The 24,650-nt window shown below is 74.8% G+C and carries 24 protein-coding genes and 4 tRNA genes; 19 read left to right on the top strand and 9 right to left on the bottom strand.

Translation table 11 applies throughout. The annotated features are described in order from the left end of the window. The first annotated feature begins 26 nt into the window (after positions 1-26). Together rph and rdgB are read left to right on the top strand one after the other, a co-directional pair. On the top strand, positions 27-782 hold the full coding sequence (gene rph / locus ACK8HX_RS15610) for a ribonuclease PH (protein ID WP_411941642.1): 756 nt from the start codon (positions 27-29) through the stop codon (positions 780-782). Next, positions 779-1,414, top strand: coding sequence for an RdgB/HAM1 family non-canonical purine NTP pyrophosphatase (gene rdgB / locus ACK8HX_RS15605; protein WP_411941641.1), 636 nt, complete (start codon positions 779-781; stop codon positions 1,412-1,414). The genes rph and rdgB overlap by 4 nt, the downstream gene beginning before the upstream one ends. A gap of 16 nt (positions 1,415-1,430) precedes the next feature. On the opposite strand, the gene ACK8HX_RS15600 is transcribed toward rdgB, so the two are convergent. Continuing rightward, a complete protein-coding gene (locus ACK8HX_RS15600) occupies positions 1,431-2,372 on the bottom strand; it encodes a glycosyltransferase family 2 protein (RefSeq protein WP_411941640.1) in 942 nt (313 codons plus the stop codon). A gap of 67 nt (positions 2,373-2,439) precedes the next feature. Between ACK8HX_RS15600 and ACK8HX_RS15595 the strand changes: the two genes are divergently transcribed. Then, positions 2,440-3,678, top strand: a complete 1,239-nt coding sequence (locus ACK8HX_RS15595) for a hypothetical protein (protein ID WP_411941639.1) — start codon at positions 2,440-2,442, stop codon at positions 3,676-3,678. Here ACK8HX_RS15595 and ACK8HX_RS15590 read toward each other — a convergent pair. Beyond that, positions 3,662-4,531, bottom strand: a complete 870-nt coding sequence (locus tag ACK8HX_RS15590) for a glycosyltransferase family 2 protein (RefSeq protein WP_411941638.1) — start codon at positions 4,529-4,531, stop codon at positions 3,662-3,664. The two genes, ACK8HX_RS15595 and ACK8HX_RS15590, sit on opposite strands and share 17 nt — an antisense overlap. Before the next feature lie 57 nt (positions 4,532-4,588). On the opposite strand from ACK8HX_RS15590, the gene ACK8HX_RS15585 reads away from it, so the two are divergent. From ACK8HX_RS15585 to ACK8HX_RS15565, 5 genes are all read left to right on the top strand, one after another. Further along, positions 4,589-4,670: transfer RNA gene (locus ACK8HX_RS15585), tRNA-Leu, on the top strand. 26 nt (positions 4,671-4,696) lie between these two features. Continuing rightward, positions 4,697-5,917, top strand: coding sequence for a glycosyltransferase (locus tag ACK8HX_RS15580; RefSeq protein WP_411941637.1), 1,221 nt, complete (start codon positions 4,697-4,699; stop codon positions 5,915-5,917). A gap of 69 nt (positions 5,918-5,986) precedes the next feature. Continuing rightward, a complete protein-coding gene (gene bcp, locus ACK8HX_RS15575) occupies positions 5,987-6,460 on the top strand; it encodes a thioredoxin-dependent thiol peroxidase (RefSeq protein WP_411941636.1) in 474 nt (157 codons plus the stop codon). 4 nt (positions 6,461-6,464) lie between these two features. Beyond that, a complete protein-coding gene (locus ACK8HX_RS15570; RefSeq protein ID WP_411941635.1) occupies positions 6,465-6,743 on the top strand; it encodes a DUF3618 domain-containing protein in 279 nt (92 codons plus the stop codon). A 1-nt stretch (position 6,744) separates the two neighbouring features. Then, complete coding sequence (locus ACK8HX_RS15565) at positions 6,745-7,086, top strand: GroES family chaperonin (RefSeq protein WP_459349938.1); 342 nt, start codon at positions 6,745-6,747, stop codon at positions 7,084-7,086. A gap of 3 nt (positions 7,087-7,089) precedes the next feature. On the opposite strand, the gene ACK8HX_RS15560 is transcribed toward ACK8HX_RS15565, so the two are convergent. The 4 genes from ACK8HX_RS15560 to ACK8HX_RS15545 form a co-directional block, all read right to left on the bottom strand. Beyond that, complete coding sequence (locus tag ACK8HX_RS15560; protein WP_411941634.1) at positions 7,090-8,034, bottom strand: glycosyltransferase family 2 protein; 945 nt, start codon at positions 8,032-8,034, stop codon at positions 7,090-7,092. An 83-nt stretch (positions 8,035-8,117) separates the two neighbouring features. Then, a tRNA-Lys gene (locus tag ACK8HX_RS15555) sits at positions 8,118-8,193 on the bottom strand. A 46-nt stretch (positions 8,194-8,239) separates the two neighbouring features. Continuing rightward, positions 8,240-8,905, bottom strand: a complete 666-nt coding sequence (locus ACK8HX_RS15550) for a copper resistance CopC family protein (protein WP_411941633.1) — start codon at positions 8,903-8,905, stop codon at positions 8,240-8,242. Between the two features lie 169 nt (positions 8,906-9,074). Then, a tRNA-His gene (locus ACK8HX_RS15545) sits at positions 9,075-9,150 on the bottom strand. Positions 9,151-9,275: 125 nt separating this feature from the next. On the opposite strand from ACK8HX_RS15545, the gene ACK8HX_RS15540 reads away from it, so the two are divergent. Next, the gene (locus ACK8HX_RS15540; RefSeq protein ID WP_411941632.1) at positions 9,276-10,343 is read left to right on the top strand and encodes a glycosyltransferase family 4 protein; all 1,068 of its coding nucleotides are present in this window, start codon (positions 9,276-9,278) and stop codon (positions 10,341-10,343) included. A gap of 21 nt (positions 10,344-10,364) precedes the next feature. Here ACK8HX_RS15540 and orn read toward each other — a convergent pair whose 3' ends face one another. After that, complete coding sequence (gene orn / locus ACK8HX_RS15535) at positions 10,365-11,030, bottom strand: oligoribonuclease (RefSeq protein WP_411941631.1); 666 nt, start codon at positions 11,028-11,030, stop codon at positions 10,365-10,367. Positions 11,031-11,092: 62 nt separating this feature from the next. On the opposite strand from orn, the gene ACK8HX_RS15530 reads away from it, so the two are divergent. From ACK8HX_RS15530 to ACK8HX_RS15520, 3 genes are all read left to right on the top strand, one after another. Next, on the top strand, positions 11,093-12,256 hold the full coding sequence (locus ACK8HX_RS15530; protein ID WP_411941630.1) for a PrsW family intramembrane metalloprotease: 1,164 nt from the start codon (positions 11,093-11,095) through the stop codon (positions 12,254-12,256). Between the two features lie 43 nt (positions 12,257-12,299). Beyond that, on the top strand, positions 12,300-13,523 hold the full coding sequence (locus ACK8HX_RS15525) for a M20 metallopeptidase family protein (RefSeq protein ID WP_411941629.1): 1,224 nt from the start codon (positions 12,300-12,302) through the stop codon (positions 13,521-13,523). 67 nt (positions 13,524-13,590) lie between these two features. Continuing rightward, positions 13,591-13,664, top strand: a tRNA-Arg gene (locus ACK8HX_RS15520). Positions 13,665-13,883: 219 nt separating this feature from the next. Here ACK8HX_RS15520 and ACK8HX_RS15515 read toward each other — a convergent pair. Further along, entirely contained in the window at positions 13,884-14,900 is a 1,017-nt protein-coding gene (locus ACK8HX_RS15515) for an ATP-binding protein (protein WP_411941628.1), read from the bottom strand. 138 nt (positions 14,901-15,038) lie between these two features. Between ACK8HX_RS15515 and ACK8HX_RS15510 the strand changes: the two genes are divergently transcribed. Further along, complete coding sequence (locus tag ACK8HX_RS15510; protein WP_411941627.1) at positions 15,039-16,136, top strand: glycosyltransferase family 4 protein; 1,098 nt, start codon at positions 15,039-15,041, stop codon at positions 16,134-16,136. On the opposite strand, the gene thpR is transcribed toward ACK8HX_RS15510, so the two are convergent. After that, positions 16,126-16,683 carry an RNA 2',3'-cyclic phosphodiesterase gene (gene thpR / locus ACK8HX_RS15505; RefSeq protein ID WP_411941626.1) on the bottom strand — a complete coding sequence of 186 codons (558 nt, stop codon included), beginning with the start codon at positions 16,681-16,683 and terminating at the stop codon, positions 16,126-16,128. The genes ACK8HX_RS15510 and thpR overlap by 11 nt on opposite strands. Positions 16,684-16,761: 78 nt before the next feature. Here thpR and ACK8HX_RS15500 point away from each other — a divergent pair, with 78 nt between their 5' ends. The 6 genes from ACK8HX_RS15500 to ACK8HX_RS15475 all read left to right on the top strand — a co-directional run bounded on the left by ACK8HX_RS15500 (position 16,762) and on the right by ACK8HX_RS15475 (position 24,609). Then, positions 16,762-18,471, top strand: coding sequence for a dynamin family protein (locus ACK8HX_RS15500; protein WP_411941625.1), 1,710 nt, complete (start codon positions 16,762-16,764; stop codon positions 18,469-18,471). Beyond that, positions 18,468-20,162 carry a GTPase gene (locus ACK8HX_RS15495; RefSeq protein ID WP_411941624.1) on the top strand — a complete coding sequence of 565 codons (1,695 nt, stop codon included), beginning with the start codon at positions 18,468-18,470 and terminating at the stop codon, positions 20,160-20,162. Before ACK8HX_RS15500 ends, ACK8HX_RS15495 begins: the two co-directional genes overlap by 4 nt. Positions 20,163-20,347: 185 nt before the next feature. Beyond that, the gene (locus tag ACK8HX_RS15490; protein ID WP_411941623.1) at positions 20,348-20,833 is read left to right on the top strand and encodes a single-stranded DNA-binding protein; all 486 of its coding nucleotides are present in this window, start codon (positions 20,348-20,350) and stop codon (positions 20,831-20,833) included. A 101-nt stretch (positions 20,834-20,934) separates the two neighbouring features. Then, the gene (gene ettA, locus ACK8HX_RS15485; RefSeq protein WP_411941622.1) at positions 20,935-22,617 is read left to right on the top strand and encodes an energy-dependent translational throttle protein EttA; all 1,683 of its coding nucleotides are present in this window, start codon (positions 20,935-20,937) and stop codon (positions 22,615-22,617) included. Positions 22,618-22,648: 31 nt separating this feature from the next. Further along, positions 22,649-23,650: a glycosyltransferase gene (locus ACK8HX_RS15480; RefSeq protein ID WP_411941621.1), complete on the top strand. Its 1,002-nt coding sequence runs from the start codon at positions 22,649-22,651 to the stop codon at positions 23,648-23,650. Beyond that, complete coding sequence (locus ACK8HX_RS15475) at positions 23,647-24,609, top strand: NAD-dependent epimerase/dehydratase family protein (protein ID WP_411941620.1); 963 nt, start codon at positions 23,647-23,649, stop codon at positions 24,607-24,609. The genes ACK8HX_RS15480 and ACK8HX_RS15475 overlap by 4 nt, the downstream gene beginning before the upstream one ends. Positions 24,610-24,650: the final 41 nt, after the last annotated feature.

The following is a 24,650-nucleotide window of genomic DNA, read 5'->3' as shown; positions in this document are numbered from 1 at the left end:
TCGCGCCCGTGGTTAGCCTTGGCCGCGTGACCGACTCCACCCGCCACGACGGCCGTACCCCCGACCAGCTCCGCGAGGTGCGCATCACGCGCAACTGGCTCGACCACGCCGAGGGCAGCGTCCTCGTCGAGTTCGGACGCACCCGCGTCCTGTGCGCCGCCTCCTTCACCGAGGGCGTGCCCCGCTGGCTGAAGGGGAAGGGCGCCGGCTGGGTCACCGCCGAGTACGAGATGCTCCCGCGCTCGACGAACACGCGCTCAGACCGCGAGTCGCGCCGCGGCAAGGTCGGTGGCCGCACCCACGAGATCAGCCGGCTCGTCGGTCGCAGCCTGCGCGCCGTCATCGACACGAAGGCGCTGGGCGAGAACACGATCGTCCTCGACTGCGACGTCCTCCAGGCGGACGGCGGAACCCGCACCGCGGCCATCACCGGGGCCTGGGTCGCGCTCGCCGACGCGATCGAGGACGCCCGCGCCCGCGGCCTCATCGCCGCCTCGGCCACCCCGCTCACCGGGTCGATCGCGGCCGTCAGCGTCGGGCTCGTCGACGGCCGCCCGGTCCTCGACCTCGACTACCCCGAGGACTCCACCGCGCAGACCGACATGAACGTCGTCATGACCGGCGACGGACGCTTCGTCGAGGTGCAGGGCACCGCCGAGGGCGAGCCGTTCGACCGCGACCTCCTCGGCGGCCTCCTCGACCTGGCCACGACCGGGTGCGCCGAGCTGACCCGCCTCCAGCAGGAGGCGCTCGCCGGTGCCCCGAGGGAGCGCACCCGATGACGCGTCGCCTCGTCCTCGCGACCCGCAACGAGCACAAGGTCCACGAGCTGCGCCAGATCCTCGCGGGGCTCGTCGACGAGCTCGGGCTCGAGGTCGTCGGCGCCGACGACGTGCCGGGTGCCCCGGACGTCCCCGAGACCGAGGTGACCTTCCTCGGCAACGCGCGGCTCAAGGCCGTCGCCCTCGCCGAGGCCACGGGCCTGCCGGCCGTCGCCGACGACTCGGGCCTGGCGGTCGAGGTGCTCGGCGGGTCGCCCGGCGTCTTCTCCGCGCGCTGGTCCGGCTCGGTCGCGGGGGAGGGCGCGGCGCGGGCCGACCGGGACCGCGCGAACCTCACCCTCCTCCTCGAGCAGGTCGGCGACGTGCCCGACGAGCACCGGGCCGCTGCCTTCGTGTGCGCCGCGGTCGTCGCGATGCCCGACGGCCGCGTCGAGGGGGTCGAGGGCCGGGTCGAGGGGTTCCTGGCCCGCGAGCCCCGCGGCACCAACGGCTTCGGCTACGACCCCGCCTTCGTGCCGACCGGCGACACGCGGACGCTCGCCGAGTACACGGACGAGGAGAAGAACGCGATCTCCCACCGCGGCAACGCCTTCCGCGCCCTCGAACCCGTGCTGCGGACCCTGCTGGGCTGACCGGCCGCCGGACCGCCTACGGCGCCAGGGGGTCGGCGGTGAGCAGCACGGGCCGGGCGTCCCTGCCGCGCACCGAGTAGTGCCAGTAGCCGGCGAGGCGGCCGACCGTGTCGACGAACCACCGGACCTCGCGGGTGCGCGCGGCCCTCGGGCGCACCATCCGCACGGGGAGCAGGGCCGCGCTGCGCACGACGTCGAGCACGCAGTACGACAGCGAGTAGGGCGCCGGGTCGAAGCGCGGGTGGCGCCGCACGATCGCCATCCGGGCCTTGGCGAGGAGGAACTCCTTGCGGACCGCCCGCAGCTTGTTGGTCACGGTGAAGGTCACGGCGGCGTCGTCGGCGTACACGAGCGGGTACCCGGCGAGCTGGGCGCGCCAGCAGAAGTCGACGTCCTCGAAGCCGTAGGGCGGCAGCGACTCGTCGAAGCCCCCGAGGTCGAAGAAGCAGTCGCGCGTGACGGCGAGGTTGCAGGTCGCGGCGAAGGGCAGGTAGGCGGTGCCGGTCAGCCCGCGCACGGTCACGCCGTCCCGGGGCCGGCCGTCCTCGCCGACCGCGTCCTTGCGGCCCCCGACGAGTCCCGGTCCGGTGACCGCGCGCTCGAGGGCAGCCACCCAGTCCGGGGCCACGACGTCGTCGGCGTCGCAGAAGGCGATGACCTCGCCACGCGAGGCGAGCACCCCCAGGTTGCGGGCGTAGGGGATGCCCGGACGGGCGCCGGCGTCGAGGACGACGGCAGCGGCGGGAGCGTGCAGCGGCCCCTGAGCCCACGCCCGCGCCAGGGTCGCCGTGCCGTCGCGAGAGCCGTTGTCGGCGACGACGACCTCGAACGACGGCGACCCCACCTGGGCGTCGAGCGCGGCCAGCTGGCGGCCGAGGTGGGCCTCGCCGTCCTTGACGACGACGACCACGGAGACCCGGGGGCGGGGGCGGTCCTCGGCACCCGGCTGGGAGTCCACGGGATTCCCCCTTCTCCGGTGCGGCCTGACCTGCGCGGCTATGCTAGGTGACCATCTAGCGGGTCCCGTGGCGAACGACGGATTCGACCCCGGCGGGAGGTCGACGGTGCAGCGGGTGCTCGACGAACAGCCCACCGCAGGCGCCACCCGGGCTCGGGCGGTCGCCGCGGGGCTCGGCCAGCTGCAGCTCCTCGTCGTCGTGCTCTCGGCGCTCCTCCCCCTCCGGCCGACCGTCAGCGGCATCCCCTTCAGCACGGTGGCCGCTGCGTTCCTCGTCCTCCTCGCGCTGTCCCGGCCACCGGTCGCTGCGGCCGTCCGGCCGCAGCTCCTCACCGGCGCCCTCGTCGCGGTGGTGCTCTGGCTCGTCGCGTCCTCGGCCGTCTTCTCGGGCCTCGAGGTGCGCCGCACCGGGAACCTGCTCATCCTCCTCGGCCTGGCCTGGGTGCTGGGACAGGGGCGCCTCCACGTCCCGTCGGTGGTCGCCGGGCTCACCCTCGGCCTCGGCGTCGGCATCGTCCACGCGGTCCTGACCCGCGACACGAGCGGCTACGAGGGCCGCATCACGGGCTACCTCGGCGACCCCAACGGTGCCGGGTTCGTCATCGTCACCATCGGGTGCGTGCTCCTCGCCGCCCGCAGCGAACGCGGGCAACGGCTCTGGCCGCTGTGGCTGGTGCTGTTCGGCACCGTCGTCCTCACCGTCTCGCGCACCAGCCTCTTCGCCCTCGCCGCGGCCACGGCGTGGGCGCTGCTGGCGCCTCGCCTGTCCCGCATCGCGACGCTCGTCGCGCTGGCGGTCGCGTGGCCGGTCTACCAGCTGCTCGTCGGCCTCGCGCGCGACGGCGGCTTCTTCGCCGAGCGCGCCGGCTCGGACCACCTGCGGCAGCGGCTCGCCCTCGTCGAGCAGATGATGGTGCGCGATGCCGGCTGGACCGGCATGGGGCTGGGGTCCGCGCACGCGGAGGTCGACGGGGCGCCCCTGTGGTTCCACAACAGCTACCGCGCCCTCCAGGTCGAGGGCGGCATCCCGGCGGCCGCGATCCTCCTCGTCGCACTCGCCGCCCTCGTCTGGGGGCTGCACCGGGTGCCGCGGGAGGCGCGCAACGGGTGGTACGAGGGGGCGATCCTCGCGGGGCTGGTCTGCTCGCTCAACATCGGGTTCTCCCTCACCAGCGTGAGCATGGCCGTGGCGATCGGGCTGTACGTCCACCACTGGCGCACGCACGTGCCGCCGCCGCCGGAGCCCGTCGGCGTCCACGACGCCCTCATCGCGGCGCACCGCGCCTCGGTCAGAGAGGGCACCTGACGCGGTAGCGCACGTCGCCGGCGAGGCGGCCGGCGGTCCAGGCGGCCGTGACGAGCCAGAAGCCCGTGCGCCCGGCCCGGGCGTCGCGGGGAAGGCTGCGCACGAGCCGCGCGTAGAAGCGGGCCTCGTCCCGCCACGGCGTGCGCGGGATCCCGTCGTCGCGGAACCGCCGGTACAGCTGGGCGTACGAGCGGCCGTACCAGAAGCGCTGGCGCATCGTGCCCCGCAGGGAGGGCCGCAGCCGATAGTGGATGACGGCGTCGGGGACGAACCCGATCGTCAGCCCCGCCTGCTGCACCCGCCACCCGAAGTCGACCTCCTCGTGGCCCCCCACGAACTCCGGGTCGAACTCGCCGACGACGTCGATGACGGTGCGCCGCAGGCCCAGGTTGCCCCCGTAGGCGTACGGCAGGAACCGCATGGTCGAGGGGAGGGAGTCCGCGGGCGGAGCGCCCGACCAGGACTGGACGACGGGCGGGTTGACCCGCGAGATGTCGAGGCGGCCGCAGACCACGTCGTCGCGGTCGAGAGCCTCCGCCATCGCGGCCACCCACCCCGGGTCGACGACGTCGTCGGCGTCGCAGATGAGGACCTTGCTCGCGGCGGCGTTCCGGATGCCGACGTTGCGGGCGTGCGAGACGCCGGGGCGCTGGGAGGAGTCGACGACCCGCAGGCGCAGCTCGTCGGCACGGGCGAGCGCGACGTCGACCGTGTCGTCGGTGCTGCCGTTGTCCGAGAGGACGACCTCGAAGTCCCGTGTCGTCTGCGCGGCGAGGGCGTCGAGCTGCTCGGGCAGCAGGTCGGCCCCGTTGCGCACGGGGATGACGACCGAGACCGACGGGGCGACACGCACGCGGGCATCGTAGGCGGACGCACCCGTGCTCGCGTGCGTGTCTACAGTGGGCGTCGCGCGCGAGTGGCGGAACTGGCAGACGCGCCAGATTTAGGTTCTGGTGCCCACGGGCGTGCGGGTTCGAGTCCCGCCTCGCGCACCCCCGTCCTGTGCGAGCATGACGCGGTGCCGCGTCCTCGTGTGCTGGTCATCGCCCCCTCGGCACCCCACGCCGCGATCCCGCACGCGGGCGGTGTCTACCTCCGGCTGCTCTGCGCCGAGCTGGAACGCCAGGGCCACCTGCGCGTCCTCGTCCCCGGCACGCGCACGAACCGGGAGGCGGCCCGGAAGCCGGGCGTGCCGGCCGGCCTGCTCCTCGTCGGGCTCGAGCCGGGCCGGGGACGCCTGCGCGGCGCCCTCAACCGCCTCGCCCTGAACGCCGACACCCTCCTGCGCACCGTCGACCCGGGCCTGCCCTACCTCCCGCTCGTCGTCGGCCTGCTGTCCTCGCCCGAGGCCCGCGAGGCCGTGCGGTCCGCCGACGTCATCGACCTGCAGTGGTCGGACTCCATCCGGCTCGTCCGCCTCCTCCGGCGGCTGAACCCGACGGCCCGGATCAGCGGCACCTTCCACGACGTCGTGTCGCAGGGGCTGTCCCGCCGCCCGGCGGCGACCCGCCGCGAACGACTCCTCCGCTCGGCCCGGGTGCGCTGGTCGCGCCGGTGTGAGGCGGCGATGGTGCGGGCCCTCGACGACGTCGTGGTGTTCAGCACCAAGGACGCCGCGCTGCTCGGGTACCCGCCGCACCGGGTCGTCCGCCCGCCGCTGGCGAGCGGCGAGGACGTGGCCCACACGCCGGGTCCGCCGGGCCGGGGCGTGGTCCTCCTCGTCTCCTGGCTCGCACGCCCGGAGAACGAGCGGGCCGCGACCTGGCTGCTCGAGCGGATCTGGCCGGGCGTGCGCGAACGCGTGCCGGACGCCACGCTCCGGCTCGTGGGTGCGCAGGCCGGGCCGGCCCTGCGGGCGCTCGTGGAGTCCACGCCGGGGGCGACCCTGGCCGGCTGGGTCGACGACCTCGACGCCGAGTACGCGGTCGCCACCGTCTGCGTCGTGCCGCTGCGCGAGGGGGCCGGCGTGAAGTTCAAGACGATCGAGGGGCTGCTCCACGGCGTGCCCGTCGTGACGACCTCGGTGGGGGCGGAGGGGGTCGAGGGCGAGGACCTGTTCGCCGCGGTCCGCGACGACGCCCCGGGCCTCGTCGACGCGGTGGTCTCGGTGCTCGCCGACCCCGCGGCGCACCAACCGGCCGCCGACCGCGCGCAGGAGTGGGCGCGCGCCACGTACGGCCGGGAGGCGTTCGTGCGGGCCGTCTCCACCGGGCTCCGGGTCGACGCTGCCCCGGACTGACCGACGGCCCGCCGCAGCGGGAAGGGTAGGTTGGCTCACGAGAGCGATGAGCAGGACGAAAGGAACGGGATGAGCGACCGACTCGCGCCCGGCGACACCGCCCCTGACTTCACCCTGACCGACGACACCGGCGCGCAGGTGTCGCTGCGCAACCTGCGTGGCACCAAGGTCATCGTGTACTTCTACCCCGCCGCGATGACGCCGGGCTGCACGACCCAGGCGTGCGACTTCAGCGACTCCCTCGAGTCCCTGAAGCGTGACGGCTACACCGTCCTCGGCGTCTCGCCCGACACCCCGGCCAAGCTGGCGCAGTTCCGCGAGCGCGACCACCTGAGCATCCCGCTCCTGTCGGACCCCGACAAGGCCGTCCTGACCGCGTGGGGTGCGTACGGCGAGAAGAAGCTCTACGGCAAGACGGTCGAGGGCGTCATCCGGAGCACGGTCGTCGTCGACGAGGACGGCACCGTGTCGCACGCCTTCTACAACGTCAAGGCCACGGGCCACGTCGCCAAGCTGCGACGCGACCTCGGGCTGGAGGGATGACGCGATGAGCAGCACCCGCCCCGCCATGCCCACGACGGTCACCGGTCTCGAGGCCGAGATCGCCGCCCGCCGCGAACGGCTCGGCCACACCATCGACGAGCTCGCGCACCGGGTGAGCCCGAAGACGATCCTGCACCGGCAGACCGAGGCGGCGAAGGCCCGGTTCGCCGACGTCGCGACGACCCCCGAGGGCGAGCTGCGCGTCGAGCGCCTCGCCGCGGCCGTCGCCGTCGTTGCCGTCGTCGGCGGGCTGTTCGTGTACCGCCGCCTGCGGCGCCACTGACGTGCCCGCCCGTCCCGACACCGGGAAGGGCCGCCTCCCGGTCCGGATGCTCCACGACCGCATCCTCGTCAGCCTCGAGGGCGAGGCCGGGGAGCGGCGCTCGGGTGGCGGCATCGTCATCCCGGCCACGGCCTCGGTCGGCCGGCGGCTGTCGTGGGGTGAGGTCGTCGCCACCGGCCCCAACGTCCGGCAGGTCGAGGTCGGGGACCGGGTGCTCTTCGACCCCGAGGAGCGGGCCGAGGTCGAGATCGGCGCGAAGGACTACCTCCTCCTGCGCGAGCGTGACCTCCACGCGGTCGCCGCGAGCCGGGTGCCCGAGGGCAGCACCGGCCTGTACCTGTAGGCGTCAGACCGCGGTCGGGTCGGACACCCGCCCGCGCCGGTAGCCGGCGTCGCCGGCGGCCTCGACGAGCAGCCCGACGAGGGCGCGCCCCGCCCGCGCGGGAAGGACCCCGGCGGCGCGGTCGGCCAGCGCGCCGGCCCGGCGCGACCCTCCCTCGGTGAGGACCGCGGCGACGAGCCGGACGGCCGCCTGCCACGGCGTCGTCGGCCGCGTCGGCTCCAGCCACCGCACCCCGTGCTTCGCGACGAACTGGCGACGGGCCGCACCGGAGAAGAAGGCCCGCTCCACCCGCGAGCGGGCCGTGACCGCGCTGAGCCGGTGCGTCGTCTCGAGCCGGGGCTCGAGGACGACGGGCACGCCGAGCAGGTGCAGCCGGTACCCCCAGTCGACGTCCTCCCACCCGTAGGCGCGGAAGGCCTCGTCGTAGGGGCCGACGCGTTCGGCCGTCTCCCGCGTCACCGACACGTTGCCGGCCCAGTAGCGCCACGTCGTGTCGGCGGCCGTGGCGTAGGCGGCGTCGCGGAACCGCTCGTCCGCCGTGCGGCCGTAGGCCCGCGCGTAGGGGGTGTCGGGGAACACGTTGCGGTACAGGCCGACCACGCCCACCACGCCGTCGCCGTGGGCGGCGACGTGCGCGCCGACGAAGGTCGCGCCGGGTTCGAGGTCGTCGTCGCAGCGGATGACGACTCGCCCCCGGGCGGCCGCGACGCCGGCGTTGAGCGCGGCGGACCGGCCACGGTTCTCCGGGAAGGTGATGACGCGCACGGGCACGGTGCTCGCCCGCGAGGCGACCGCTCCGGTGGTGTCGTCGACGTCGCCGTCGACGACCACGACGACCTCGAGGTCGTCGGTGTCCTGGGCCTCGAGGAGGCGCAGGAGGGTGAGGACCCGGTCGCGTCCGCCGCGGGTCGGCACGATGACCGTCGCGGCCGGCTCGGGGGTCGTCACGGCCTGCACGCTACCCGGGCCCGAGGCGCTCGGGAGGGAGGTCGGGAACGCCGAAGGGCCCCTCGTGAGGGGCCCTTCGGAGGTGGTGCGCCATCAGGGACTCGAACCCCGAACCCGCTGATTAAGAGTCAGCTGCTCTGCCAATTGAGCTAATGGCGCGCGGTGGAAAACGTTAGCAGCCACCCGCCGCGGGAGCGAAATCGGCTCAGGCGAAGGGGTCGTCGCGCCGGTCGCGGTGCGCCTCGACGCGCTCCCTGTCGGGCTCGGCGTCGTCGCCGGCGTCGGCCGCTCGCCCCTCGCGGAGGCGCCGCCGCGTGACGAGGGCGGCGAGGCCGGCGACGAGGACGACGCCGACCAGCCATGGCCACGGACCCGGCCCCCCGTCCTCGGCGGCGGGGACGTCGTCGGCGGTCGGGGTGGGTGCGGGCTCGGACACGGCGGCCGACGGGCTCGGGGACGGGCCGACGGGGGTCGTCGTCGTGAACGAGACCGTCCCCGAGATCGGGTGGCCGTCGGCGCTGACGACGCGGTACGTCACGGTGTACCGGCCGGCCGGGAGGGTGTCGCCCAGGGCCTGGGTGACCTCGCGCCCCTCGACCTTCGGAGCGGCGTCGACCGCGGCGCCGTCCGGTCCGTCGACGACGACCTCCACGAAGGTCGGGTCGACGTCCTCGGTGAACGTGAGGACGACCTCGTCGGCCGTGGCGACGGTGCTCCCGTCGGCGGGCGTCGAGCCGGTCAGCCGGGCGTGGGCCGGCAGGACCGACGGCGCCGCCGAGGCCGGGGCCGCGAACACCGGCGCGAGGCCCGCGAGCAGGGCGAGCAGGACGAGGGCGACGATGACGATGGCGGACGCACGACGGGAGAACACCTCGTCATCCTCGCAAACCGCCCCGACCCCACCGACACCGCGAGACGACGTTCCCCCAGTCGAGTGGCCACGACGCGCTGATGGAGCGGCGGTGGCATCAGCGCGTCGGGGCCACTCGACCGGACGCGGAAGGCCCCGGTCCGCATGACGCGGGCCCGGGGCCTTCTCGTGGGGTGAGTAACGGGACTTGAACCCGCGGCCCCCTGGACCACAACCAGGTGCTCTACCAGCTGAGCTATACCCACCACGGCGGGCGCGTCGTCATCGTCGATGATGCCGGTGCGCCCGCAGCGCGGACCATCGTACCCAATGCGCGGGGGTGCTCCGGACCGGGTCCGGGGGCGCGCGACGGGCGCTACCCTCCGGACCCATGACGGTGCGGGTCCTGGGTCTGTTCGACAACGGGGACGAGGGAGGCCGCGGGGGAGTGCGGGACGGCCCGCCGACGCGGTCGTTCGCCTACGGGGCCCAGCTCCTCGCGGGGGACGGTTTCGAGCTGCTGCGGGTCAACCCCGCGCGGAACGCCCTCCACCGCAAGGTCCGCGACGCCGTCGAGCACCGCTCCGGCCTGGCCGTCGACCGGACGGTCCGCTCGGCCCGCGCGGCCGCGCGGGCCGACGCGGTCCTCGCCTTCCTCGAGCGGGAGGGCACCCTCGCGTCGCGGCTGCGCGCCCGTGGCGTCTGGCCGATGCGGCACACCCCGCTCGTCGTCCTCTCCTGCTGGTGGGCCGAGGAGCTGCGCACCGGCGACGCCGCCGCCCGCGAGCGCATCCGGCGGCACGCGGCCGGCATCGACCGCCTTCTCGTCCTCAGCTCGAACCAGGTCGGGATCCTCGCCGAGCACGGGGTCGACCCCGACCGGGTCGTCCCCGTGCGGTTCTCCGTCGACGCCGACTGGTACGGCCCCGACCTGGCCGTGGAGCGCGACCGCGACGTCGTGGCCGTCGGCATCGACCGTGGGCGTGACTTCGACACCCTCGTCGAGGCGGCGCGGCGGCTGCCCGGTGCCCGGTTCGACGTCATCACCCAGCCGGGGCGCGTCGACCCCGCCACCGCCCCGGCCAACGTCCACCTCCACGGGCCGGTCGCACCGGAGGAGTACCGGCGCTGGCTGCGGTCGGCCCGGGTCGTGGCCGTCCCGACGCACGACCTCGCCTACCCGACCGGCCAGAGCGTGCTCCTCGAGGCGTCGGCCACGGGGGCCTGCGTCGCGGTGACGCGCACCGCCGCCATGGAGGACTACGTGCGGGACGGGGAGACCGCCGTCGGGCTGCCGCTCCACGACCCGGTCGGCACCGCCGAGGTCCTGGGGTCGCTCCTCGCCGATGACGAGCGCCGCCGGCGCGTGGGGCAGGCGGCCCGGGCGGCCGTCACCGGCTCGTTCGCCTACCCGGGCATGTGGGGCGAGGTGCGCGGCGTCATCCGCGGGCTCCTCTGACCGCCCCCCGCCCGGTGCGGCTCAGGCGGTCGGTCCGGCGACGACCCCGGTGCCGTGGTCGGTGACGTGGCGGGCCGCCAGGACGCGGGCCTCGTCGGTCGACGGGCCGGGCGAGGGGACGAAGACGGCCTCGCGGTAGTAGCGGAGCTCGGCGATGGACTCGCGGATGTCGGCGAGCGCCCGGTGGCCGCCGGACTTCACCGGTGCCGCGAAGTAGGCACGGGGGAACCAGCGGCGCGAGAGCTCCTTGATCGAGGAGACGTCGATGATCCGGTAGTGCAGGTGCGCCTCGAGCTCGGGCATGTCCCGGGCGAGGAAGGCCCGGTCGGTGGCGACGGTGTTGCCCCCGAGGGGGGCCTTGCGCGGCTCGGGGACGAACTCCTTGACGTAGTCGAGGACGAGCCGCTGCGCCTCGTCCAGCGTCGTGCCGCCCTCGAGCGCGTCGAGCAGCCCCGAGCCGGTGTGCATCTCGCGGACGAAGTCGCCCATCTGCGCGAGCGCGGCCTCCGGCGGCCGGATGACGACGTCGACCCCGTCGCCGAGGACGGTGAGCTCGTAGTCGGTGACGAGGGCCGCGACCTCGACGAGGGCGTCGTGCTCGAGGGACAGGCCGGTCATCTCGCAGTCGATCCACACGATGCGGTCGGAGGTGGCGCGGTCGGTCCCGGGGGTCGTCATGGGGGCCATGCTAGGGGCGCGGCGGGTGAGGCCCTCCGTCCGCGACCGGCCCTCCACTAGGGTCGACTCCCATGAGCGCGGACCTCGCGGCCCATCACGCCGGGCCCCCGGCCCCCACCGACCCGACCGCGCGGTCGGCCATCCGGCGCTGGGTCGTCACCGGCCTCGTGGTCCTCGGCTTCCTCCTGGCCGCCCTCGTCGTGGCCTCGTACTTCGGGGCGGCCTTCGGCGTGACGACCGCGCTCCTCGCCCTCGCCGTCGCCGTCATCCCGCTCGGCATCGTCATCCCGGCGTTCCTCTGGCTGGACCGCTTCGAGTCCGAGCCCAACCGGTACCTCGTCGGGGCCTTCCTGTGGGGCGCCCTCGTCGCGGCGGTCGTGGCCGCCGTGACGAACACGAGCGCCATCGCCGTGCTCGAGGCCTCCTCCGACCCCGACGCGGCCCTCGCGACGGCGGCGGTCGTCGTCGCCCCGGTCACCGAGGAGGCGATGAAGGGGCTGCTCGTCCTGCTGATCTGGTGGTTCCGGCGGCGCGAGTTCGACGGCATCACCGACGGCATGGTCTACGCCGGGATCACGGCGGCCGGGTTCGCGTTCACCGAGAACATCCAGTACCTCGCGGTCGCCTACACCGACGGCGGCAACGAGGCCCTCGGGGCGACGTTCGTGGCCCGCTGCCTGCTCTCGCCCTTCGCCCACCCGATGTTCACGATCCTCACCGGGGTCGGCATCGGGGTCGCCGCGACGAGCCGCTCGTGGCTGCCCCGGCTCGTGGCGCCGGTCGCCGGGTTCGTCCTCGCCGTGCTCGCGCACGCGCTGTGGAACCTCGCCGCGGTCACCGGTGGCCAGGGCCTCGTCGTCGTCTACCTCCTCGTCGAGGTACCGGTCTTCCTCGCGTTCGTCGTCTTCGTCGGCTGGGCCCGGCGCCACGAGGGGCACCTCATCGGTCAGCACCTGCGCCCGTACGCCGACGCCGGCTGGCTCTCGCCGGGGGAGGTGACGATGCTCGCCTCGATGACGCGCCGCCGCGAGGCCCGGCAGTGGGCGCGGGCCAACTCCGGCCGGGCCGGGCTCGCCTCGATGCGGGCCTTCCAGGACACCGCGAGCGAGCTCGCGCTGCTGCGCCGCCGGATGCACCACGCGGCCGCCGACGAGCACGCCGTGGAGACCGAGCGCGTGCTCCTGCGCGCCCTCACCGCGCGCCGGGCCGAGTTCGTCGGCCTCCCCGTCACCTGAGAGGCTGCCGGGGTCGCCTGACGACCCGACCGGAAGGACCACCGTGACCGACGCCCTCAGCCTGTCCCGGGCCATCGCCCCCGAGCTCGTCGAGCTGCGCCGGGCACTGCACCGGATCCCCGAGATCGGGCTGCGGCTGCCCGAGACCCAGGGCCTGGTGCTCGAGGCGCTCGACGGCATCGACCTCGAGGTGACCCTGGGGGAGTCGCTCGACTCCGTCGTCGCGGTGCTGCGGGGCCGGGCCCCCCACGAGGGCGAGCGCCCCGTCGTCCTCCTCCGCGGCGACATGGACGCGCTGCCGGTCACCGAGGAGGTCGACGTCGAGTACCGGTCCGAGCGCCCGGGGTCGATGCACGCGTGCGGGCACGACCTCCACGTCGCCGGGCTCGTGGGTGCCGCGCGCATCCTCGACAGCCTGCGCGAGGAGCTCGTCGGCGACGTCGTGCTCATGTTCCAGCCGGCCGAGGAGGGCCCGGGCGGGGCCGAGCCGATGATCCGCGAGGGCCTGCTGGAGGCCGCGGGTCGGCGCGTCGACGCGGCCTACGCCGTGCACGTGTACGCGGCGGACTTCCCGCGGGGCACCTGGTTCGGGCGGCCCGGGCCCCTCATGGCCGCCGCCGACGAGGTGCACGTCGTCGTGCGCGGTCTCGGCGGCCACGGGTCGGCGCCGGAGAAGACCCGCGACCCGGTGCCCGTGGCGTGCGAGATCGTCCTCGCGTTCCACACGGCCGTCACGCGGCAGTTCTCGGTGTGGGACCCGGTGGTGCTGACCGTCGGCAAGGTGGCCGCGGGGACGAAGGACAACATCATCCCGGACGACGCCCACGTCGAGGCGACCCTGCGGACCTTCTCGAAGGAGCACCGCGCCAGGGCCCACGAGGTCGTCACCCGGGTCGCGCGCGGCATCGCCGAGGCCCACGGCATGACCGCGGAGGTGACGATCGGCAACGGCTACCCGGTCACCGTCAACGACGAGGCCGAGTTCGAGTTCGCGCGCGGCACCGTCGTCGAGCTGTTCGGCGAGGACCGGTGGGCCGACATGCCCAACCCCGAGGCCGGCTCGGAGGACATGTCGTTCGTCCTCGACGAGGTGCCCGGCTGCTACCTCAACATCGGGGCGGCGGTCCACGACGACCTCTCCCTCGCCGAGGACAACCACTCGCCGCGGGCGGCCTTCGACGACGCGGTCGTCCCGGACGTCGCCGCCGCGCTCGCCGAGCTGGCCCTGCGCCGCTCGCGGCAGCTCGCGTCCGGTGGAGCGGGCTGAGCGGGCGGAGCGTGCCGGGCGGGCGGCGCACCTACACTGGCGGCGGCGTCCGCTGGCCGGGCGCCACGCCCCCGTAGCTCAGCCGGATAGAGCAAGAGCCTTCTAATCTCGAGGTCGCAGGTTCGAGTCCTGCCGGGGGCGCTGAGCGCCGCACCGCGCGGAGCGCCTGCGGCGGCTCCTGCGGGGGCGCGACCCGCGAGGTGCACCATCGCCGCCGTCCAGGAATCCTCTGTCGCGATAACCCTGCTGAGCGCAGGGTCTTGCCATCATGGTCCCAGGTGCCACCCGCGGCACCCCTGCGCCGTGGGTGGCACCCCTGCGTGCGGGACCGACGGCCCCAACCTGCGGTGGGCCGAGCCGTCAAGGACGACGTGGCGACCGGTAGTGGTGCACGAACGGGTCGACCTCCGAAGGGTGGGCGCCGAGGTACACGATGACCCGGCACCCGGGGTCGCCGACGGCGATGCGCTCCTCGAGGAGCACCGAGGCCCCGGTGTCGTTGTTCCTGGCGGCGATCCCGCCGAAGACGCTGGAGGTCATGCGGCACAGGGCCGGTGCCTTGCGGACGGCCTCGCCGAACGGACAGCGGGTGTTCTCCAGCACCACTCGCTCCGTGTTCGCCTCCACGACACTGAAACCTCCGTCGATGGCGTGCTTCAGCCGCACGAAGCACTGGCCGAGCTGAGCGGGCGACAGCCGGCCCACCACGGACTCCGCGAGTCGGAACTCCTCCTCCATCTGGCCGCCGACGTCACCGCCCACCTGGGCCACCGCGGCCTCGGCGGCATCGGGGCCGTGGTCCTCCTCCACGGCGCGGGACAGCTGCACCACCAGCGCCCGCAGGAACGACTCCTTGCCGAAACCGCCCTCCGGGCGCGCTTCGTCCAGGTCGGGGAGGGAGCTGGTGTGGTGCCGAGGAGGGTCCAGGCTCCGGGTGGGGGCGCGCCGGACCGGAAGGGAGATCGAGAGCACCATGCCGGCGTGGGCTCGGGCGGTCGCCGCGACGTCGGGTGAGAGCAGTCGGATGATCATCAGGCCCCGACCGGACTCCTCCTCAGCCGCGAGCTCGTCGTGGCCTCGCGGGAGGTCGCGTCCGCCTCCCGTCGTCGAGACGGCCATGCTGGGTCGAAGCAGCTCCGAGTCGAAGCCCGGACCGCAGTCGAGAACCTGGAGGACGGGGTGATCCCCGGTCCACGCAAGGGCCACCCACACGGGACCTCCGGTATGACGCATCGCGTTGCCGACCGCCTCGCTCACGATGAGCTCGGCATCCTCCACGTCGGCTCCACTCTGCGGCACGGCATGACGACGGAGGAACGCGCCCACCTCGTGGCGCAGCTCTCCCACGAGATCCGCGCGCTCGAGGTACCAGTCCATGCCCAAGTCCTACCTGCTCAGACCGCTCACCGGGGGGTTCGGTACCTCTGCGCTGGTCCTGACGCCGGCTCCGGCCGGATCCACGCACAGTCCCGGGACCGGCCCGGTACCTTCGGCGGGGACGACAGGAGGGCGAGGATGCGGATCGGGTTCCTCACGCCGTGGTCCCTCGACGACCCCGACTCCTGGTCCGGCATCCTCACGCCGATGGTCGCCGCGCTGCGCCGGGAGGCCGAGGTCGTCCACGTGCCCGTGCCCGACGTGCCGCACCACCTGCTCGACCGCGCCGCGACCCGGGCCCTCGGGGCGCTGCGACGCGGCTACCTGCCCGGCCACGGCCTCGCGACCAGCCGGGCCACGGGGCCGGCCGTGGCCGAGGCGGTGGCGGCCGCGCGGGTCGACGTCGTGCTGTCGGTGGCAGCGTCCTCGACCCTCGCCTTCGCCGACCTCGACGTCCCGGTCGTCGAGGTGAGCGATGCGACCTTCCGCCTCCTCGTCGGCTACTACCCGCTGTTCTCGAGCCTCTCCGCGCCCGCGCGCTGGCAGGGGGAGGCCCTCGGGCGCCGGACCGCCCGCCGTGCGGCGGGCTTCCTCCTCGCCTCCGACTGGGCGGCCGCCTCGCTCGTCGACGACTACGGCGTCGACCCGTCGCGGGTGCGGGTCTCGCCGTTCGGCCCGTCGGTGGTGGCCACGGAGCCCTCGCGCGGCCCGTGGCCGGGGGAGCCGCTGCGGGTCCTGTTCGTCGGCAGCGACTGGACGCGCAAGGGCGGCGACGTCGCCCTCGAGGTCGTCGCCCGGCTGCGGGACCGCGGCGTCCGGAACGTCCTCACCGTCGTGGGCGACGCGCCCGGGCTGCCCTCGGGTGTCCGGCGGGTCGGTCGGGTCCGGCGCTCACGGATGCGCGAGCTGTACGCCGCGCACGACGTCCTCCTCGAGCCCGCCCGTGCCAACGCCGGCGGCGTGACCCTCACCGACGCGACGGCGTCCGGGCTGCCGGTCGTCGCCGCGCGGACCGGTGGCGTGCCGAGCATCGTCGAGGACGGGGTGACCGGGTTCCTCGTCGACCCTGACGACCTCGTCGCGGGGTCGGTCGACGCGCTGGCCCGGCTCACGGACCACGAACGGTGGCGGACGATGGCGCGCGCGAGCCGCGACCGTGGGGCGACCGTGCTGTCGTGGGCCACGTGGGCCGGTGCCGCCCGCGAGCTGTGCGACGAGGTCCGCGTCAGCCGCTGAGGGGCACCCTCGCGAGGACCTCGTGGCGCGGACGGTGCCCGCGTTCCCGCGGCAGGTGCGACGCGATGACCGCGACGTCCTCCACCGTCCACGACGGCCCGCGATAGGTGTCGAGGAGGCGCACCCAGCGGGTGGCGTCGGTCGGCCGGCCGAACCGCCCGAGGGTGAGGTGCGGCCGGAACGGGCCACCGTCGGGGGCGGCCCCCACGACCGAGGCGGCCGAGCGGACCGCTCGGGCCAGTGGTGCCAGCGACTCGCCCCCACCGATCTCCGCGACGAGCACGCGCGCCGCCGCGACATCGGGGAAGCAGCCACCCCCGGTGAGCGACAACGACATCCGCTCGGTGCGTGCTGCCGCCGCGGCGGTTCCGTCGACCAGGGGCTCGACCGCGCGCTCGGGGACGTCGGGCAGGAACGCGAGGGTCACGTGCCACTGGTGCGACGCCGACCAGCGGGGTGCGCCCGCCGCGTCGCGGCGCACCTCGAGGAAGTCGTCGAGGTCCTCGACGACCCGGTCCGGGGGGAGGACCGCGACGAACATCCGCATGCCGTCATCATCGCGTGGGACCTCGCCGCGCCCCGGTCAATGGTGGGGACCACACCTCGTGGTCGTTACCCTTGACCCGTGACGGTGGTCGGAGACGTGGAGGGGCTGGTCTCCGCCGTCGAGACCCTCAGGGAGGCCGTCGACGGGGCCAGCCTCCCGCTCGACGTGCCGACACGGGCCCGCGCCGAGGCCTCGCGCCGGGCCCTGCTCCAGCAGCTCGACGACTACGTCCTCCCGCGGCTGCGCTCCCTCGACGCCCCGCTGCTCGCCGTGGTCGGCGGCTCCACGGGTGCCGGGAAGTCGACCCTCGTCAACTCCGTCGTCGGTGCGCGCGTGAGCCGTTCCGGTGTCCTGCGGCCCACGACGACCTCGCCCGTGCTCGTCCACCACCCCGACGACGCCGCGTGGTTCGAGGGGGCCCGGATCCTCCCCGACCTCGCCCGCGTCACCGGCGGGTCGGTCGACGATGAGCAGCCGGGCACGGTGGGCCTCGTCGAGTCGAGGTCGCTGCCCGCCGGGATGGCGCTGCTCGACGCGCCCGACATCGACTCCGTCGTCTCGGCCAACCGTGCCATCGCCACCCAGCTGCTCTCGGCGGCAGACCTCTGGCTGTTCGTCACCACCGCGGCCCGCTACGCCGATGCCGTCCCCTGGGACCTCCTCCGCACGGCCGCCGACCGGGGGACCGCGGTCGCCATCGTGCTCGACCGCATCCCGCCGGAGGCCGTCGACGAGATCCGTCCGCACCTCGCGTCCATGCTCCGCGAGCAGGGCCTGCCGACCGCACCGATCTTCACCATCCCCGAGACGACGCTCGATGACGACGGCCGGCTGCCCGAGCAGGCCGTCGACCGCCTCCGCTCGTGGCTCGAGGCGCTCGCCGGCGACGCGCGCGCCCGCTCCATCGTCGTCGGCCAGACCCTGCGGGGTGCGGTCGAGTCGCTGTCCGGGCGCACCGCCGAGCTCGTCGTCGCCAGCCGCGACCAGCAGGACGCCGCCGCCGCCCTGCGCCGCGCCACCGACGAGGCCTTCGCCGAGGCGCGCCGCCGGGTCGCCGACGGGATGACGGACGGCACCCTCCTGCGCGGTGAGGTCCTCGCGCGCTGGCAGGAGTTCGTCGGCACGGGCGAGTTCTTCCGCCAGGTCGAGTCGACGATCTCGCGGTGGCGCGACAAGGTGACGGCCGCCGTCAAGGGCGCCCCGCAGCCGTCGGGCTCCCTCGACGAGGCGCTGCACACCGGCGTCGCCGCGCTCCTGCTCTCCAACGCCGAGGCCGCGACCTCCGAGACGGTCCGCGCGTGGCGGCGCCTCGCGGGCGGGCCCGCCGTGCTGCGCGACCACCCGGCACTGACCAAGACCTCGGCCGACCTCGGCCCCGACGTCGAGCGGCTCGTGCGCGACTGGCAGGGCGACGTCCTCGAGCTCGTCCGGTCCGAGGGTGCGGGACGCCGCACCAACGCCCGGATCGCGGCCTACGGGGTCAACGCGATCGGCCTGTTCCTCATGCTCGTCGCGTTCGGCAGCACCGGCGGGCTCGTCGGCGCCGAGATCGGCATCGCCGGCGGCACCGCCCTGCTGGCGCAGCGCGTCCTCGAGGCGATCTTCGGCGACCAGGCCGTGCGCGACATGGCCGCCAAGGCACGCGCCCGCCTCCTCGAGCTCACCGACGAGCTCTACGACGCCGAGCGAGCGCGCTACGCCACGGCGCTCGCCGACAGCGTCGCCCCCGCCGACCAGGCCGTGCGCCTCTCGAGCGCCGCCGGCCGGGTCCGGGCGGTGGTGCGGTGAGCCCGCTCCGCATGGGCTCGGCCCGCGGTGCCGTCGTGTCGCCCGAGCAGCTCGCCGCTGCCGCCGACGCGCTCTCGGCGGCCGTCGACGCCGGGGGAGAGCAGCTGCCCGCGGACGAGCGCCACCGCGCCGGCACGGTCGTGGCAAAGGTCGGCGAACGCACCGCCCTCGTCGGCGGACACACCGTCGTCGCGCTCGCGGGCGCCACGGGCAGCGGCAAGTCCTCCCTCTTCAACGCGATCGTCGGCGATGCCGTCGCGACGGTCGGCGTCCGTCGGCCCACGACCTCGACCCCGACCGCGGCCGTGTGGGGGAGGGAGCCCGCCGGAGAGCTCCTCGACTGGCTGGGCGTCGGCAGGCGCCACCTCGTCCCCGCCTCCACGCACGCGGGTGGGGCCGACGGCGGGCAGGACGGCGCCGGGCCGGTGGGGACGCTCGACGGGCTCGTCCTGCTCGACCTCCCGGACTTCGACTCCCGCGAGGTCGCGCACCGCGAGGAGGCCGACCGCGTCCTCGAGCTCGTCGACCTCTTCGTCTGGGTCACCGACCCGCAGAAGTACGCCGACGCCCGCCTGCACGACGACCACGTGGCCGCGCTCGCCACCCACGAGGCCGTGACGATGGTGGTGCTCAACCAGGTCGACCGGCTCACCCCGCAGCAGGTCGAGCAGTGCCGCGCCGACCTCGTCCGGCTCATGGAGCGCGACGGCGTGCCGCGGGCCACCGTCCTCGCGACGTCGGTCGCCTCCGGCCAGGGGACCGACGAGCTGCGCCAGCGCCTCGCCAACGCGGTCGCTGCGCGCACCGCCACCCGCGCCCGCCTCGCCGGCGACGTCCGGATGGCGGCCAGGGCACTCGCCGACCACGTGGCGCCCTCCGAGCCCTCCGTCGACGCGACCGCGCGCACCGAGCTCCTCGAGGCACTGGCCCGCAGCGCCGGTGTCCCCACCGTCGTCGAGGCCGTGCGCCGCGACTACCGCAGGGAGGCCGTCGCCTCCACGGGATGGCCGTTCACCCGCTGGGTCCACCGGGTGCGGGCGCGGCCGCTGCGACGGCTGCGGCTCGACGGGCGCGACATCAGCGTCTCGGACGCCGACGTCCGCTCGGTGCTGGGCCGGTCCTCGCTGCCGCCGCCGTCGCCGGCCGCGCGTGCCGCCGTCGACCTCGCGACGCGCCGGCTCTCCGACCGCGCGGGCGCCGACCTCCCGACGCCGTGGGCCGAGGCGGTCGACCGGGCCGCGACCCCGCCCGGCGCCGGGCTCGGTGACGCCCTCGACCAGGCCGTCGTGGGCACCTCCCTCTTCGCCCGGTCCCCGGTGTGGTGGCGGGTCGTCGGGGCCCTGCAGCTCCTCCTCGCCGGGGCGGCCGTGGCCGGCCTGCTGTGGCTGGCCTTCTACGTCGTCATGGGGCTCCTCCAGCTCGACGTCGTCGTGGGCGAGCCGCCGACCTGGGGGGTGCTGCCGATCCCGGCCGTGCTGCTGCTCGGTGGCCTGCTCGGCGGGCTCCTCCTCGCCGTCGTCGCGCGGTGGCTCGCAGGCATCGGCGCACGCCGCCGCGGCGCCGTGATGGACCGGCGCCTGCGGGCCTCGATCGAGGGCGTCGCCCAGGAGCGCATCGTCCAGCCGGTCGAGCGGGTGCTCGGGCGGCACGCCGCCACGCGCGAGGCGCTGGCCCGCGCCGCCGCGGTCTGACCCTTCCGGGCCCGGGCCCTTCCGCTCCCTCCTCGCCCCTTCCGACCCCTCGGGGGGCCCGCGTCGTCCACAGGCCGGGCTCGCGAGGACGGTTCTCCACAGGTTCGGCCGGGCCGTTGCCGGGGTCCCGGTGCCCGGCAAGGCTGGCGTCGTGGCCCCGAGCGGCGGGGCCGAGGGAGGGACCGATGAACGAGACCTACGTGACGATCAGGGGGCGGCTCACCGCCGACCCCGTCGCCCGCACGACCCGGACGGGCGCCCCGATGACGACCTTCCGCCTCGCCACGTCGGCGCGGCGCCCGGTCGAGGGGCAGCCGGGGCAGTGGGCCGACACCGAGCCGAGCTTCTACGACGTCGCCTCCTACCGGGCGCTGGCCGGCAACCTCGCGGCCTCGCTGCGCAAGGGCCAGCCGGTCGTCGTCCACGGCAAGCAGCGCATCACGTCGTGGCAGCGCGAGGACGGCTCCACCGGGTGGAACGTCGAGGTCCAGGCCGACACCGTGGGCCACGACCTCTTCTTCGGCTCGGCGGCCTTCTCGCGGGTGTCCCTCGCACGCGACAGCCAGCCCGCCTACGTCGTCGAGGGCGACCAGCCACCGCCGCCGGAAGCCGGCGCCGAGGGGCAGCACGCCTCGGGCAGCCGCGAGGAGGAGGCGGCACCCGCCGCCTGAGGGGCCCGGGCGCCGCGGCGGCCCGTGGTGGCCGGAGGGCGCGGGAGGGCGGGCGTGACGCGATTCGGGGAGGAGGCCGTCCGGTCGATAACCTTGGGCCCATGCCCGAGTTCATCTACGTGATGTCGCGTGCCCGCAAGGCGCACGGCGACAAGGTCATCCTCGACGACGTCACCCTGTCGTTCCTGCCCGGCGCCAAGATCGGCGTCGTGGGCCCGAACGGCGCCGGCAAGTCGTCGGTGCTGAAGATCATGGCCGGGCTCGACCAGCCGTCCAACGGCGACGCGCGCCTCACGCCGGGCTACTCGGTGGGCATCCTCATGCAGGAGCCGGAGCTCAACGAGGAGAAGACCGTCCTCGGCAACGTCGAGGAGGGAGCGGGCGAGATCAAGGCCAAGGTCGACCGCTACAACGAGATCTCGGCCCTCATGGCCGACCCCGACGCCGACTTCGACGCGCTCATGGCCGAGATGGGCCAGCTCCAGGAGGCCATCGACGCCGCCGACGCGTGGGACCTCGACAGCCAGCTCGAGCAGGCGATGGACGCCCTGCGCTGCCCGCCGCCGGACGCCGACGTCACCGTCCTCTCCGGTGGTGAGCGCCGCCGCGTCGCGCTGTGCAAGCTGCTGCTGCAGAAGCCCGACCTCCTGCTGCTCGACGAGCCGACGAACCACCTCGACGCCGAGTCGGTCCTCTGGCTCGAGCAGCACCTCGCGGCCTACCCGGGCGCGGTCGTCGCGGTCACGCACGACCGGTACTTCATGGACAACGTCGCCCAGTGGATCCTCGAGCTCGACCGCGGCCGGGCCTACCCGTACGAGGGCAACTACTCGACCTACCTGGAGAAGAAGCAGGCCCGCCTCGCCATCCAGGGCAAGAAGGACGCCAAGCTGTCCAAGCGCCTCGCCGAGGAGCTGGAGTGGGTGCGCAGCAACGCGAAGGCGAAGCAGACCAAGTCCAAGGCGCGCCTCCAGCGCTACGAGGAGATGGCGGCCGAGGCCGAGCGCACCCGCAAGCTCGACTTCGAGGAGATCCAGATCCCGCCGGGCCCGCGCCTGGGCAGCAAGGTCATCGAGGTCAAGAACCTCCGCAAGGGCTTCGGCGACCGCATCCTCATCGAGGACCTGTCGTTCACGCTGCCGCGCAACGGGATCGTCGGCGTCATCGGCCCGAACGGTGTCGGCAAGACCACGCTGTTCAAGACGATCGTCGGGCTCGAGGAGCCCGACGCGGGCGTCGTCGACGTCGGCGACACGGTCAAGATCTCCTACGTCGACCAGAGCCGCGGCGGCCTCGACCCCAACCTCAACCTCTGGGAGACCGTGTCCGGCGGCCACGACTACATCAACGTCGGCCACGTCGAGATCCCCTCGCGCGCCTACGTCAGCCAGTTCGGGTTCAAGGGTCCGGACCAGCAGAAGAAGGCCGGCGTCCTCTCCGGCGGCGAGCGCAACCGCCTCAACCTCGCGCTCACCCTCAAGGAGGGCGGCAACCTGCTCCTCCTCGACGAGCCGACGAACGACCTCGACGTCGAGACCCTCGGGTCGCTCGAGAACGCGCTGCTCGACTTCCCGGGCTGCGCCGTCGTCATCAGCCACGACCGGTGGTTCCTCGACCGCGTCGCGACGCACATCCTCGCCTACGAGGGCGACGACGAGAACCCGGCGAAGTGGTACTGGTTCGAGGGCAACTTCGAGTCCTACGAGGCGAACAAGATCGAGCGCCTCGGCGAGGAGGCGGCGCGCCCCCACCGCGTCACCTACCGCAAGCTGACCCGCGACTGACGCCCGCCCGGGCGCAGCTAGGGTGATCGCCGTGCACCACGACACCGACGGACCCCGACCGCACGAGCTGTCCGTCGTCATCCCCGTCTACGGGGGTGAGCTGACCCTGCGCGACGTCGTCGAGGAGCTCGTCGCGAGCACCTCCGTCCGCACCTCCCCGGCGGGGCGCGCCTACCGCGTCACCGAGGTGGTGCTCGTCCACGACTGCGGTCCGGACGCCTCCGACGTCGTGATCCGTGAGCTCGCCGCCGAGCACGACTGGGTCCGTCCCGTCTGGCTGAGCCGCAACTTCGGGCAGCACGCGGCCACGCTCGCGGGCGTCGCCGCGTCCGGTGGGGAGTGGGTCGCGACGATGGACGAGGACGGCCAGCACGACCCCGAGCACCTCGGCAACCTGCTCGACTCCGCGATGGAGCACCAGGCCGACGTCGTCTACGCCCGCCCGACGAACGAGCCGCCGCACGGGTTCGTCCGCAACCTGGCGTCGCGGGGGGCGAAGTCGCTCGTGCAGCGGCTCGCCCGCGGTGCCGACGCCAACGCCTTCCACAGCTACCGCCTCCTCCTCGGCGAGGTCGCGCGCTCGGTCGCCGCCTACGCGGGCCCGGGCATCTACCTCGACGTGGCGATCTCGTGGGTCGCGCGCCGGGTCGCGACGAGCCCGGTGGAGATGCGCTCCGAGGGCGACCGGCCCTCCGGGTACGACCTGCGCCGCCTCGTCTCGCACTTCTGGCGGCTCGTCCTGTCCAGTGGCACCAAGCCGCTGCGCTGGGTCAGCGCCACCGGGGCCGCCGCCATCGTCCTGGCGCCGGTCATCGCCGTCGTGCTCCTCGTCGGCCGGTCGGCCCGGTGGTGGGAGGCTCCCGGCTGGACCTCGACGATGGTCCTGCTCATGGCCGCGACCGGGGCCATCCTCTTCGCGCTGGGCGTCATCGCCGAGTACGTCGGCATGGCCGTCAACATGGCGATGGGCAAGCCGCTCTACCTCCCGGTGGGCGACCCGCGCGAGGGCCCGCTGGGCCGGGACCGGGCGTGAGCGAGGCCGGCGACCGCCCCCTCACCTGGGTCGTCGGCGGCGGGGGGCTCGTCGGTCGGCACGTGGTCGCCGCCTGCCGGGCCGCCGGCCACGAGGTCCTGACGACCTCCGTCCCGTGGGCCGACGAGGGAGCGAGCACCGAGGTGCTCGTCGGTGAGGCCGAGGCGTTCGCCGTCCGGCGCGGCACCCGCCCGTGGTCGGTCGCCTGGTGTGCGGGCGCCGGCGTCGTCGCCACGCCCGAGGAGGCGCTGGCCGCCGAGGTCCGGGTGTTCCGGGCCTGGACGGGCGCCCTGGCACGGTCGGCCACCGCGGACGGCGACGGGGTCGTCTTCCTCGCCTCGTCGGCCGGGGGTCTCTACGCCGGGTCGAGCGCACCCCCGTTCGACGAGGCCACCGACCCGCGCCCGCTCGTGGCGTACGGCCGCGCGAAGCTCGAGATGGAGGACGCGGTCCGCGACCTCGTCGGGGGCACCGGGCTGCGCGGCGTCCTCGGCCGGCTCTCCAACGTCTACGGCCCCGGGCAGACGCTCGGCAAGCCGCAGGGCCTGCTCTCCCAGCTGTGCCTCGCCGACGCCACCGGCCGTCCGCTGCCGGTCTTCGTGTCGATGGACACGATCCGCGACTACCTCTACGCGCCCGACGCGGGACGGATGGTGCTGCGCTGCCTCGAGCTCGCGCGGCGGGAGCCCCCGGGATCGGTGGTGGCCAAGGTCCTCGCGTCGGCGGCCCCGGTCACCGTCGGCCACCTCGTCGCCGAGGCCCGACGCGTGTTCCACCGCCCGCTGCGGACGATCCCCGTCGGAGGACGCGGCGCCGGCCAGGTCCTCGACCTGCGGCTGCGCTCGCGCCACTGGCCGGAGGTCGACGCCCTGGCCGCCACCGCCCTCCCGGCCGGGCTCGCCGCGACCTCGGCCGACGTGCGGGCGAGGGTCGTCTCGGGCGGCCCGCTCGACGGCTGAACACCTTCGAGTCGTGTGCTGAGGTGGCCGCCCGGGCGGCC

This window comes from Oryzobacter faecalis (assembly GCF_046764005.1).
GTDB classification, from domain to species: domain Bacteria; phylum Actinomycetota; class Actinomycetes; order Actinomycetales; family Dermatophilaceae; genus Oryzobacter; species Oryzobacter faecalis.
Note: the sequence above shows the minus strand (reverse complement) of the source record. Positions and strands in the feature narration are given on the sequence as shown.

What these genes read in the sequence shown, in the direction of transcription:
- thpR (WP_411941626.1), bottom strand. Translation starts at nt 16,683, where the DNA reads ATGCGGATGTTCGTCGCGGTCCTCCCCCCGGACCGGGTCGTCGAGGAC.
- ACK8HX_RS15515 (WP_411941628.1), bottom strand. Translation starts at nt 14,900, where the DNA reads ATGGACTGGTACCTCGAGCGCGCGGATCTCGTGGGAGAGCTGCGCCAC.
- ettA (WP_411941622.1), top strand. Translation starts at nt 20,935, where the DNA reads ATGCCCGAGTTCATCTACGTGATGTCGCGTGCCCGCAAGGCGCACGGC.
- ACK8HX_RS15570 (WP_411941635.1), top strand. Translation starts at nt 6,465, where the DNA reads ATGAGCAGCACCCGCCCCGCCATGCCCACGACGGTCACCGGTCTCGAG.
- bcp (WP_411941636.1), top strand. Translation starts at nt 5,987, where the DNA reads ATGAGCGACCGACTCGCGCCCGGCGACACCGCCCCTGACTTCACCCTG.
- orn (WP_411941631.1), bottom strand. Translation starts at nt 11,030, where the DNA reads ATGGCCCCCATGACGACCCCCGGGACCGACCGCGCCACCTCCGACCGC.
- ACK8HX_RS15510 (WP_411941627.1), top strand. Translation starts at nt 15,039, where the DNA reads ATGCGGATCGGGTTCCTCACGCCGTGGTCCCTCGACGACCCCGACTCC.
- ACK8HX_RS15490 (WP_411941623.1), top strand. Translation starts at nt 20,348, where the DNA reads ATGAACGAGACCTACGTGACGATCAGGGGGCGGCTCACCGCCGACCCC.
- rdgB (WP_411941641.1), top strand. Translation starts at nt 779, where the DNA reads ATGACGCGTCGCCTCGTCCTCGCGACCCGCAACGAGCACAAGGTCCAC.
- ACK8HX_RS15530 (WP_411941630.1), top strand. Translation starts at nt 11,093, where the DNA reads ATGAGCGCGGACCTCGCGGCCCATCACGCCGGGCCCCCGGCCCCCACC.
- ACK8HX_RS15540 (WP_411941632.1), top strand. Translation starts at nt 9,276, where the DNA reads ATGACGGTGCGGGTCCTGGGTCTGTTCGACAACGGGGACGAGGGAGGC.